This is a genomic window from Pseudomonas sp. 01L34 (genome assembly GCF_056400265.1).
The window spans coordinates 242,977-254,577 of record NZ_JBFTSX010000002.1 but is presented as its reverse complement, the minus strand read 5'-3'; the positions used below and the strand labels follow the sequence as shown (position 1 = coordinate 254,577).

7 protein-coding genes and 2 pseudogenes are annotated in these 11,601 nt (G+C 60.3%); 2 read left to right on the top strand and 7 right to left on the bottom strand.

The genetic code is table 11. The annotated features are described in order from the left end of the window. Positions 1-152: 152 nt before the first annotated feature. Complete coding sequence (locus tag AC1DQM_RS05565) at positions 153-1,085, top strand: helix-turn-helix transcriptional regulator (RefSeq protein WP_026286543.1); 933 nt, start codon at positions 153-155, stop codon at positions 1,083-1,085. 4 nt (positions 1,086-1,089) lie between these two features. Here the strand turns inward: AC1DQM_RS05565 and AC1DQM_RS05560 are convergent, their stop codons facing one another. Both AC1DQM_RS05560 and AC1DQM_RS05555 read right to left on the bottom strand, forming a co-directional pair. Continuing rightward, entirely contained in the window at positions 1,090-1,455 is a 366-nt protein-coding gene (locus AC1DQM_RS05560) for a response regulator transcription factor (RefSeq protein WP_019578533.1), read from the bottom strand. 41 nt (positions 1,456-1,496) lie between these two features. Further along, complete coding sequence (locus AC1DQM_RS05555) at positions 1,497-2,489, bottom strand: response regulator (protein ID WP_018927749.1); 993 nt, start codon at positions 2,487-2,489, stop codon at positions 1,497-1,499. Between the two features lie 353 nt (positions 2,490-2,842). Here AC1DQM_RS05555 and AC1DQM_RS05550 point away from each other — a divergent pair, with 353 nt between their 5' ends. Then, positions 2,843-7,897 (top strand): trifunctional serine/threonine-protein kinase/ATP-binding protein/sensor histidine kinase, encoded by a 5,055-nt coding sequence (locus AC1DQM_RS05550; protein WP_138867682.1) that lies wholly within the window; start codon positions 2,843-2,845, stop codon positions 7,895-7,897. A gap of 57 nt (positions 7,898-7,954) precedes the next feature. On the opposite strand, the gene AC1DQM_RS05545 is transcribed toward AC1DQM_RS05550, so the two are convergent. The 5 genes and pseudogenes from AC1DQM_RS05545 to AC1DQM_RS05525 all read right to left on the bottom strand — a co-directional run bounded on the left by AC1DQM_RS05545 (position 7,955) and on the right by AC1DQM_RS05525 (position 11,584). Next, the gene (locus AC1DQM_RS05545) at positions 7,955-8,455 is read right to left on the bottom strand and encodes a helix-turn-helix transcriptional regulator (protein WP_018927751.1); all 501 of its coding nucleotides are present in this window, start codon (positions 8,453-8,455) and stop codon (positions 7,955-7,957) included. Between the two features lie 161 nt (positions 8,456-8,616). Continuing rightward, positions 8,617-8,867, bottom strand: a pseudogene (locus AC1DQM_RS05540) (LysE family translocator); the annotation flags it as partial. Positions 8,868-8,928: 61 nt separating this feature from the next. Then, the gene (locus tag AC1DQM_RS05535; protein WP_138867310.1) at positions 8,929-10,191 is read right to left on the bottom strand and encodes a TIGR02270 family protein; all 1,263 of its coding nucleotides are present in this window, start codon (positions 10,189-10,191) and stop codon (positions 8,929-8,931) included. Between the two features lie 79 nt (positions 10,192-10,270). Beyond that, positions 10,271-10,417 (bottom strand): annotated as a pseudogene (locus AC1DQM_RS05530) (IS5/IS1182 family transposase); the annotation flags it as partial. Positions 10,418-10,654: 237 nt separating this feature from the next. Beyond that, complete coding sequence (locus tag AC1DQM_RS05525) at positions 10,655-11,584, bottom strand: beta propeller repeat protein (RefSeq protein WP_064617155.1); 930 nt, start codon at positions 11,582-11,584, stop codon at positions 10,655-10,657. Positions 11,585-11,601 lie beyond the last annotated feature (17 nt).

Genomic DNA, 11,601 nt, shown 5'->3' with positions numbered 1-11,601 from the left:
ATCACACACGGATACAATTAGTTCTCTGTGTTTCATTGTCATCCTATGACATGTTGAAGCCAGCGGTGTCTGCCTTCACAATCACTGCGGTCGCCGCCTGCGTCGCGGCGCGACGACAACCTGTCCATGTACCTGTCGAGGATCCTCAGGCGATGTCGTCACCGAGTCGAGTACCCACTTACGTCATGCAGCAACGCAGCGAATTGACGGACTTTTACATCCGCGACAAAAAGGGCCGGCGCGCCGAAACCAGCCCGCATCGCCATGAGTATTTCCAGATCCAGGTCAACCTCGGTGGCGATACCGTGCAGCACATCGGCAACGTCGAGCGGCCGTTTCCGCGCAACACGCTGGCCTTCATCCTGCCGCATCGCGTGCACGTGATTCCGCATCCGGCCGACAGCAATTTCATGGTGATCAACTTTTCCCAGACCTTCCTGTTGCCGCATTTGCAGTGCGACCCGATGGACCTGGAGGAAGTCTCGATTCTGCTGGCACCCGAGTTGTCGCCGTTCCGCTTTCAGGAGCATCTGGATTTCATTCTGTCCGATGAAGATTTCAGCAAAGTCTGTGCCCTGATCGAACAGATGCGCGTGCTCGATGAAAACCGTCAGTTCGGCACTCGCGAGATGCTCAAGGGGTTGTTGCTGCAACTGGTGGGGAGCGTTTGTGCCTTGTATGCCGAGCCGCTCAAACGGTTGGCCGAAGAGAATGCCGCCGAAGTCAGCCGACGCGATGCGCTGAGCAGGATGTCCGAATACTTGCGCAAGAACATTGCCGATCCCGACCTCAACCTGATCAAGGTGGCTGCTGCGACTTACCTGTCACCGACATACCTGACGCACTGGTTGCGCAAGGAAATCGGCAAGACCTTCACTGAGCTGGTGCTCGAGCGCAGGATGCACGCGGCACGCAATTATTTGCTCAATGGGACACGACCAGTGGGGGAGGTGGCAAGGTTGTGCGGTTTCGCTGACGAGGCTTATTTTTCGCGACGCTTCCGCCAGATCCACGGCCAGCCTCCAGGGCAATTCAGGCGTCAGCAACTCAATCCTGATACGCCGCAATCACCGTCCAACACGTGATTGTTCATCGCTCACGTTGCAGCGCAAACTCGACGGCGCTTAGCAAGGCATCGCCGTTGAAGGGTTTACGCAAGCATTCGATGGGCTCATAGCGGCTGGATTCGGCCAGTGTGGCTTCATCCCAGTGTGCCGACATGCAAATCACTGGAAACTTTCTGCCCTTGAGCGTCAGCGCGCGCATGACGTCCAGCCCTGACAGGCCGTTCATTTTCAGATCCAACAGCAGGCAGGCAACGTCATCGAAGTTTTCGAGGGCCAGGAATTCCTCGCCCGAGGCGAACACCCGAGAACGGTATCCGGCCGACCGGAGCAGATTGGCCAGGCTTTTGCGTACGGACGCATCGTCGTCCACGATGCAGACGATGATCATGGCGCTACGGGATGATTCGGGGGCGCAGCCAGTCTCCGTAGTCATGAAGAACCCTGCATGCCAAACGCTGGCTCCGTGCTGATCAAACCATACAGCTTGACCAGATTGACCAGCGAGCGTGTCTGCATTTTCTCCATGATGTGTTTGCGATGGACCTTGGCGGTGACTTCACTGGTGCCCAGCTGGTTGGCGATGTGCTTGTTGGACAGACCCGCGACGATCAGCGGCAGCACTTCGCGCTCACGGGGGGTCAACAGGGCAGCCCTTTGACGGGCGCTTTGTATGCGTTGCCATTGCTCGAACGCCGTCGCTGCACGCTGACGGGTGGCGCGCAGGGTGTCCAACAACTGGTCGTCGTTGAATGGTTTGGTCAGGAATTCGACCGCACCTGCTTTCATGGCCTGCACCGACATCGAGATGGTGCCGAAACCGGTCATGAAAATGACCGGCCACGGATGCCCGCGCTGTCCGAGCGCCGATTGAAGTTCCAGGCCTGTCGTTTCGGGCAGACTGACGTCAAGCAACAGGCAAGCGGGGCCGGTGTCGAGGTCAGCGTTGAGCAATTCTTCGGCCGAGGCGAATATCCGGTGCGCGATGCCTTCAGCCCGCAGCAGTCGGCTGAGAGCTGTACGCACGCTCGCTTCATCGTCGACGATGAACACCGGCACGCTGTCAGGATCGATCGTCTCCTGATCCTCTGGCGCCAAAGGGCCCGGTGCCACCGGATGGAACAGGGGCAGGGGCGGTTCACGTTTTTTCAATAATCGGTAACCTCGGCGCGGGACCGTCTGGATAAGTTCTTTTTCCCCGAGCAGCTTGCGCAGCGAGGAAATCTGCACCTGCAGATTGTTTTCCTCGACGACGGTGTCGGGCCAGACCTGTGTGATCAATTCATCTTTGCTGACAATCCGGCCATCGGCGTGCATCAGCACCGAGAGGATTTCGAACGCCCGGCCCCCGACACGCAGCGGCCGTCCATCAAGAAAGGCTTCGCGCCGCTCCAGGGAAATAGTGGCTTGGCCGAGTCGGATCATGCGTTCCTCTGCACTGCGTGGATGGAGAGTGACGCCGGAGCATCGATTCATCAGAGGTACACGCTAGGGGACGGCCCCGCATAATGCAATTATCCCGAGGGATAACACACCGTGATTTCAGTGCGCAAAAACCATCGGCAACGGGGCAGCAAGACAGCCATCATGGTGCCGATTACGGACAGGATTACCGGCATGCAGCCGTTGGGCCAGAGCCTTGCGTATACTCCAGGGCTCAGCCCGAAACGAATCTTCAGCGGTGATTGTTCATGTCCAGCCGTCCTCTCTCATCATCCGGTTCCCGCAGTCTTGAGGTCGTCCACGATGAAGCCTGGCTGGAACGCTGCACCTTCTCCATGCTGCGCAGGCAAAATGACCTGACCTGGTTCACGCTTCAGGACCGGCCGTCGGGCACACACTGGCTTGCCGCCCGGGCACCGATTCAGCTGCCCGCCACGTGCCAGCGGCTGGAGCGCGATTTTCATCTGCGCCTGGATCCGGCATGGGCGATTGCACCTGTCGCGTTTATCCGCTCGGCCGAGGGGCCCTTGTTGATCTATCCCGCATCGGGGACGCCGCTGATGGATCTGATCGGTGACGCCGGGCTGCCGCTGGGGCGCTTGTTGGCCATCGCCGTGGCGGCGGCCAACGCGCTGGCCAGCGCGCAGAACGCGGGTGTGCGCCATGCCAGCCTGCTGCCCCACCATTTGATGGTGGAAACCACCGATTCGGTCAGACTCCTGGGTTTTCACAGTCATGCCGCAGAGGCGCCCACCGCTGAGTTGCCCGGTCTGGAACAATGGCCGTACCTGGCGCCCGAACAGGTACGGCGCGATGCCGCCAGTTTTGACGCGCGCAGCGATATCTACGCCCTGACCGTAATCCTCTATCAAGCGCTGACCGGCCGACTGCCGCTCACCGCCCGCGACCCCTCGCAATGGCTGCACGTGCACGCCGCCGTGCAACCGCAATCACCGGCAATTCATGTTGCCGATCTGCCGGAAGGCATCTGCCAAGTGCTGCTCAAAGGCTTGGCGAAGGAACCGGGTGCCCGCTATCAGCGCGCAGAGTCGATGGCCGCGGATCTGGCCTGGTGCCAACAGCAGTGGCTGGAGCACGAGCGCATCGATGGGTTTCGGCTAGGCGCCTTCGATGCGTTGCCTTCTGCGGCCCGCGGTGATGTTCTGTTCGGCCGCGAGGCCGAACGCATGCAGTTGATCGAGCAGATAAGTCAGGTGCGCAGCGATGGCATCGCCCGGGTCCTGCTGATCGGTGGCGCGCCGGGTGCCGGCAAGTCGACGCTGATCCACCAGGGTGTCCGGCCCTTGGCGCCCGGCTACTGGGCCAGCGGCAAGAGCAATCTGCTGCAGCAGGAAATTCCCTATGCGCCATTGGCAGAGATCCTCAAGTCGCTGATGACCCAACTGCTGGGCAAGCCGGCTCTGGAACTGGAGACGCTGGGCGAGCAACTGATCGAACGCCTCAAGGGACGGGGTAAACTCCTGGCGGAGCTGGCGCCCGAGGCCGAGCTGGTCATCGGTGTCGCGCCTGAACTGCCGAACATGCCGGCCCGGCATGCGCTTGATCGCGCCAATCAAACGCTGCTCGATGTTTTGGAAGTCTTCGCTCAGCCGGGACGACCCCTGGTGCTATTCGTAGATGATGTGCAGTGGGCCGACGACTCGACGCTGTCGTTCTTGCAAGCCTTCATCGCCCGGCCGCCCCGGCATCTGGCGCTCATTCTGGCGTACCGTGAGGCCGAATCGCAGTCCCTCCAGCGTGAGGGTGGATTGCTGCAGGTGTTGGAGCATGGGCAATCGTTACCCTGTACAAGCGTCATGCTGGGTCCACTATCGGTGCCAGCAGTCGCGGAACTGATCGCCGCTGAACTGGACACCGACCCCGAGGCTATCGAGTCGCTCGCACCAGTCGTGCACTACAAGACGGCCGGCAACCCTCTTTTCATCAGCCAGGTGTTGCGCGCGTTGATCGATGAACGTCTGGTGTGCTTCGACGTGCACGGTCGCCGCTGGGTCTGGAACCAGGAGGAGGTGGATGGTTACCGTTATGCCGATAACGTCGCGGACTTGATGGTGCAGCGATTCGAACGGCTGGCACCGATGGAACGCGAAGTGTTGCGCACGGCCGGATATGTCGGCGGGCGCTGTGATGAATCGCTGCTGCACCGGTTGTTACCGTGTGATCAGCAACAGATCAACCGTGAAGTGCAAAGTCTGGTCGATGCCGGTTTTCTGTTGCGTGAGCGCGAGCAACTGGTGTTTCCCCACGACCGTGTACTTGAGGCAGCCTGTCGGCTTGCTGCGCCAGCGGGACGCGCCGCCGAGCATGCCCGTATCGCCGTCGCCATGCTTGATCAGTGGGGTGAGCAGATCCATGAGCGTGTATTTGAAGTCGCCAGCCAGGTTCAGCGTATTGACGTGGATAAACTGGAGGCGCATCGCCGTGCCGCGTTCGTCGAGCTGTTGGTCGAAGCTGCCGAACGTGCCAGGGACACCGCGGCTGTCGAGCAGGCCGTGGGCTATCTGCGCACGGCCGAGCGTCTGCTCGGGCAGACCGGTTGGTCGAGCCTTTACACTCAGGCGTTTGCCACCCAATGGCTGACTGCCGAATGTGACATGCTGCTGGCCGATCTGGCCAGCGCCCAACACCGCCTCGACGACTGCCTGAATCACGCCACCACAGCGCTCGACCGCGCGAAAACCTATCGGTTACGGGCCACCTTGCGCACGTTGCACTCCGATTACGAGGGTGCGATAACCGAGGCGTTGACCGGGTTGGCCCTGCTGGATATTCCCCTGCAGCGCAAGCCCTCGCACGATCAGCTGAACCTCGTGTTTGCCCAGGTACGCGCACTCGTGGGCGCGCGCCGCATCGCCGATCTGGTGCATTTGCCCAAGGCCGAAGACCCGCTTGTCGAAGTGGCCATGGAGTTGCTCAGCACGTTGATTTCCTCGTTCTTCGTCAACGACGACATTCGTTTTCTGCATTTGGCGAAAATGGTCGAACTTACGTTGATGCATGGCACCACGCCGAGCAGCGGTTATGGGTTTGCCTGGTTTGGCGTGATGATTGCCGAGCGCTATGGCGAGTATGTGGACGGGCAGTCCTTCGCTGAAGTGGCCCTTGAACTCACTGACAAACACGGCTACGAAGCCGGACGCACAGGTACGCTGGTGGCGCTTGATCAAGTCAGCCCGTGGACCCGACCGATGGCGTACGCCCGACAGAAGGCGTTCGCAGCATTCGAGTGCGGTCAGGCCGGCGGTGACCTGGGTATGTCCTGTTATGCCTGCAACCACATCGGCTCCGATCTGTTGTTCATGGGCGAACCCTTACAACGAGTGTTGAGCGAACTGGAGCATGGCCTGGCCTGGGTGCGTCAGTTTCACTATATCGACATCGAACGCATCCTGCTGGCGCAACAGGCGTACGCCAGCGATCTGCGCGATGGGCGTCAGCACCGGCCGCTGACCGAACTGGACGGCACTGAACATGACCGTTTCGGCCCCATCGACCGCACCAGCGTGTCACAGCCGACTCTGTTCTGGACGTGGCTGTATTCAGGCATGTCCGCGTTTTACTACGGCGATATCCCTTACGCATTGCGGCGTTTCGAAGAGGCGGCCGCGCTGACCTGGTCCATTCCGGCACACATCAATCTCGCCGATTACTACCTGTTCTACAGCCTGGCGCTGGGCAGTGCGCAGGCACCGGGGGAGGTGGCCGAAAAACTGGAACAACTCGAACGGCAACGTCTGCGGTTTCTGTCATGGGTCGAGCTCAACCCGGCAACCTTTCGCAACAAATTGCTGCTGATCGAAGGGGTCATCGCCCGTTTACGCGGTCAGGAGCTGGTTGCCATCCGCTGTTTTGATCAGTCCCAGATAGCTGCTGCAGCGGCCGGTTTCATCCACGAGCAGGCGCTGGCGCATGAACAGCTAGCCGATATTTGCTTACCTAACGGGCTGGTGTCGGGTGCCAATCACCACCTGCGCGTCGCGCGCGACTGTTACAACCTCTGGGGGGCCAACAGCAAGGCCCGCCAGCTGGAAGCCTTGCACCCGTTTCTGAGCGCAGAGTCGTCGTTCGAACCTGTCCGGCCTGTGACCCAGGTCCGCCTCGATCTTGAAGTGGGAATCGAGGCGGCGCGCGCACTTTCGCAAGAGGTATTGCTGGAACGACTGGTCGAAACCCTGATGAACCACCTGATGATTCAGGCGGGTGCCGATCATGGCGTTCTGATGATTGTCAGCGGCGCCGAGCTGCAACTCGCGGCAACCGCTTCTGTCGAGGCCGGCAACGTGCGGGTCGCGCTGGACACCGGGCAGCCGCTCGAACAGATGGCGCCTGCCTCGGTGCTCAACGCCAGCAAGCGCACCCGCAACACTCTGGTGCTCGACGATGCCCGGGCAGATTGTCCCGAGGCCTACAGCGCCGACCTCCTACAGCGCCAGACGCGTTCCATGTTGTGCCTGCCGTTGCTCAGACAAGGCACATTGATCGGTCTGGTCTATCTCGAAAACAGCCTGGTCCCCAAGCTGTTCAGCGCCGAGCGCCTGACCATGCTGGAAATACTCGCCTCTCAGGCCGCCGTGTCACTGCATACCGCCAGGCTGTATGCACAGCTGGTCGAAGACACCCGACTGCGTGCGCAAATGGAAGCGGACTTGCGCAGTTCCCGGGCAGAACTGGCGCGTAGCTCGCACCTTAAAGTCATGGGCGAGTTGTCTGCTTCAATTGCCCATGAAATCAGCCAGCCGCTGCTGGGCATCTTGTCTAACGCCTCGGCGAGCCTGCGCTGGCTTAAGCGCGATCAGCCCGATCTGGAAGAGGCGATTCAGGGGCTGGAAGACATTCGCTCAGACAGCGCCCGCGCCGCCGATATTGTCCAGGCACTTCGCGCGCTCGCCAAACAGGCGCCGTTGCAACGGCTACCGGTGCAGATCGACGAGTTGATTGGTGAGGTCGTGCGCCTGACCGCCACCGATCTGGCGAACCGCAACGTGCAACTGCAAACCCGGCTTGATGCGCAATGCCCGGTTTGGGTCGATGCGGTGCAGATCCAGCAAGTGGTGTTCAACCTGATCACCAATGCGCAGGAAGCCATCGTCGGAGCCGGGTTGCCAGATGGACGCATCATCATCGGCTCAGCGGTCAAGGATGATCATGTTCAAGTCTGCTTCCAGGACAATGGGCCGGGAATTGACGCACCACAGCGCGAGCAAATCTTCGATGCGTTCTACACCACCAAAGGCAGCGGCATGGGGATGGGGCTGGCCATCTGCAGGTCAGTGATCGGTGCGCACGGCGGGACGCTGGTGGTCCAGGACAGCGAGCAGGGCGCCAGGATCTGTTTCAATCTGCCGATCGCGGCGGCCAGCGTCGGATAAAAAAAGGCCGCATGAGCGGCCAAAGGGGAGGAGTTCGTTCTGTTGGCCTCGATCAGTTCACGCGTGCAGCGCCTGCGCGCGAAGTTGTCGCAAGCCGTCGACCACGCTATCGGGGATTCTCCTGTCGGATATGTCTCGATCAATCATTGGTGTGTTGGGACGTCGGTTTGTGATCACGTGATCAACGGCCCGCCGCCAGGCCTTGGGTGTCATCCCTTCCAGCCGGCTAAAGGTGTGGGTGAAATGCGAGTGGTCCGCGAAACCGCATTCATAGACGACGTCGGTGATCGGCATCGAGGTGATCAGCAGGCTTTTGGCTTTTTCGATTTTCATCCTCACCAGCCAACCTTGGGGTGAGTGTCCGGTACTTTTTTTGAACGCCCGGGAAAAATGGCTGCGCGAAAGGTTGCAGTGTTCGGCAATCTCGCTGATGCGAACGCAACTGCCCATATCACGCAGCATCAGTTCCTTGGCGCGGCGCTCTTGCCAGCTGGACAGGGCGCCCAGCGGTCTCGCAAGTTCACATGGATGGTCTGAATTCACCGATTGCGGGTTCATGGCGGCTCTCCTGATCGTTAGGGAAAGTCTGTCCGCCGGCGACCTTTAAAGTCCTTAATCAAACCTTAAGAATTATGAAACGCCGCGACCGATCGGCGTGGGTGATTAAAGCCATACGAGGCGCGCGCGCGTAGGGTGCTCAGCGGGGCGAGTCCCTTGCTCTATTTTTGGCTGAGCGCCGCGATCGATACCCCCGATGCCACAAACGTCATTCCTGCCCCCACGTCAGACCATTCACAAGTCGTGGCCGCTGGCGTAGAAAACCGGAAAGTGTAGTGGCGAAAGCGCCCATGGGCGCGAATCCAGCTGCCGTAAGTACAGCAAATCACACGCCGTACACCTGCATCTGGATACTCACTGAGCCGCGGTGCGGGTCGACAAACTGCGGAATGAATGCCAGCACGAAAAGGCCCAACCATTTAAGTATTTCCAAGCTGTCTGGCTTAGGGGCTGCATTCTATTTTGGCAAAACCTCAGAGGCGCCGAACGGGCGGCGCCGGCTCCCCCAACAACATCCTTTGCCGCCAGGCGGGTGCGCTGGTGGGGAACAGCACTTCGTTCGGTCGCCAGCGAGCAACGCCGAAGGCGGCCGCAATACGCTGGCGTTGCTGGCCCTGGACAAGGACGCGCCGGTAACTGTTCTCGCTCTGCTGTAGCCCCAGCACATAGCCCATGCCCGCCTGGAAATCGCCTCCATGGGCTCGCCACCAGGCGGCGATCAACTGTGGGTCGGGCCAGGGCAGGTTTTCATCGGGGTCCATGGCGACATTAGCGTCCTCAGGATCGTCGTTCGGGCCGGCATCGAAATCCGGCAGGTCCTGCAATTCCAGGTCGAGCAGCGCCAGGTCAGCGCCAGTGATCAGACTGAAGGCTTCGCCGGCGACGCGGGCATGAGGCAGGTCGCTCATCTGCTGGATCAACCAGGGCACACTGAACGGGTCGCCCAGCAGCCCGATGACCTGGATGCCGATGCGCTGCTGCTCAGGGTTCTCTATCAATTGGCGTATCCAGGCGATGCTGTTTTCACGCTTTTGCCAGGCCAGCAATACGCAGAGCGCTCGGTACTGGAACTCGCCCGGTTGCTCGGCGAACTGGCGCAGCGGTTCCAGGGCGTGCTCATCGCCCATCTGTGCGGTGGCCCAATTGGCCCAGAAGCGCGTGGCTGGATCCGGGTGTAGACGGTGGGCACGAATTGTCGGCATCAGGTCACGACGACGCAGCTCGCCGGCAGTGCGGGCGGCACGTGCCAGCACGCTTGGGTCGGCGTGGGAAAGTCCGGTAAGCAGGGCAGGGCCAGGGTCGTAGCGGTGCATGCCGCAGGCGGCCAGGCCGAGGCGGTGGAACAGGGGTTCAGGGGAGGCGAGCATGCGGTCGATCCAGGGCGAGATCAGTTCCCACTCCAGCCAACCGAGTGCGGCCGAGAAAAAGCGCTCGGCTTCGGGGTATTCGTGCAGATGTACACTGAGCTTGTAGAGTGCGACGCTATTGCCGGACTCGAAGGCTAGCACGACGGCGGCAAAGACTTCTGCGCGGGTATTCGGCCGGAACTGCAGCAGAGTCTCCAGACCGGCTGAACCGGCGACCCTTAGGCCATCGAGATGGGCCTCGATACGCCGTTCAAGGGTGTGCAGGTCGTTCAGGCTGTAGTGCGGGGCACACACGGCATGGTCACGAAGATCGACGAGAAAACCGGCTTCGTCGGCGTGTTGATCGATCACCAAGGAGACTATTTTCAATAGGGACTTCTCAGTTATGGAGTGGCGTATTTTAAAATTGAAAGCGTTTAAATGTTATCTGGATATATAACCTGCGCCCAAGATGCATGTGCAACATTGCCATCAGCGGATAACCCGGATGACCGCCTTCACCTGTCGAGTAGTGCGGCTCGATCAGGAACAACTCCTTGCGGGTCTGCTTGCGCTTGGCGGCGCACTCAGCACCGACGAAGGTCATCTGCTTCATGGCTAAACTGGGATAGCGGAGTCGGCGTATTTCACCAGAAACGTGATCTCTTCAGGTCTAACACAGGCGGAAAAGCAAAGCGAAGCGACTCTCTCGTGCACCTCGGCAACTGCCACTGCCTGAAACCACCTTGTTGCTAGGTTTCAACGACCTTTCCAATTTCCACTAGGTGTTTAGGAAGAGGAGCGGAAAATTGCCGAGCGCCTACCGTGGGAGTCCCTCCCCCCTAAGTCTCCTTCACTGGTCGAAGAAGCTCAGCAGTGGTTTCCAGCGCTGGCCGTCGAACTCGAACAATTCCTTGCCTCCGACCGACCAGAGCCCCTCTTCAGTGGTTCTCAGGCGGTAAGTGGAGGAGGGGAATACCTCATCATCGGGTGGCGCGAGGGGAATCAGTTCATTGCCGACGATTTCATAGAGCCGACGCATATCGGATACGAACACGCGCCCGGCGAAAGAGGCGACACCCCACAGCTTCTCGCACGTTTCGTCCTGCTCGATCAGGGTCCAGACATCACCGCGTCCCTTGAGAATGACGCCCTCGTCGCCCACAGCATATACCGAGCCATCCTCGGCGCAGACTAGATCGAAAAGGTCCAGGTTGGTCGGGGCGTCCAGGCGTTCCCAGCCGGCTGCTGTTCGTCGGCAGAGCAATCCTTGCCAGCCGACGGCATACAGCTCATCGCTGGAAAAGGCCGCCACCGCTTCCACGGCCAGATCCAAGGCTTGTTCGCCTGGTAGTAAGGGAATCGTTTCCGCTTCCCAGAGGGTCCAGTCGCGGCTGCAGTACACCTGTAGGACCGTACCCACCACCAGTGTAAAATCCGCGCCTATGGTCCTGATTGAGCGTAGCGGGCCCTGCGGCTCCACCCCCTCGATGGACGGAAGCTCATGGAAGCTCTGGCCGTCGAACCGAACGAGCTGCCCAGCCTCTCCCAGATAGATGGCTTGTGGATAGGGACGGATCTGGCGGATATCGACCGAACAGGCGTTCCACTCGACAGGAATGGAGGTTAGCTTGCCGGCCTCCAGCCAGCTGAGCACTGCATTGGGTTCGTCCTGTTGAAACAGCTCATCGACGGAGACGATCAAGGCGCCACTGCCGGGCGCGACGAGCCGTGCATCGACAAGCGTCATGCCAGGAATCTGTCTTGGAATCTGTAATGGCATGGGGGGCGATCTCCCTA

Bases quoted from the DNA above. Each gene is read 5' to 3' on its own strand.
- AC1DQM_RS05565 (WP_026286543.1), top strand. From the start codon at position 153: ATGTCGTCACCGAGTCGAGTACCCACTTACGTCATGCAGCAACGCAGC.
- AC1DQM_RS05560 (WP_019578533.1), bottom strand. From the start codon at position 1,455: ATGATCATCGTCTGCATCGTGGACGACGATGCGTCCGTACGCAAAAGC.
- AC1DQM_RS05555 (WP_018927749.1), bottom strand. From the start codon at position 2,489: ATGATCCGACTCGGCCAAGCCACTATTTCCCTGGAGCGGCGCGAAGCC.
- AC1DQM_RS05550 (WP_138867682.1), top strand. From the start codon at position 2,843: ATGCTGCGCAGGCAAAATGACCTGACCTGGTTCACGCTTCAGGACCGG.
- AC1DQM_RS05545 (WP_018927751.1), bottom strand. From the start codon at position 8,455: ATGAACCCGCAATCGGTGAATTCAGACCATCCATGTGAACTTGCGAGA.
- AC1DQM_RS05525 (WP_064617155.1), bottom strand. From the start codon at position 11,584: ATGCCATTACAGATTCCAAGACAGATTCCTGGCATGACGCTTGTCGAT.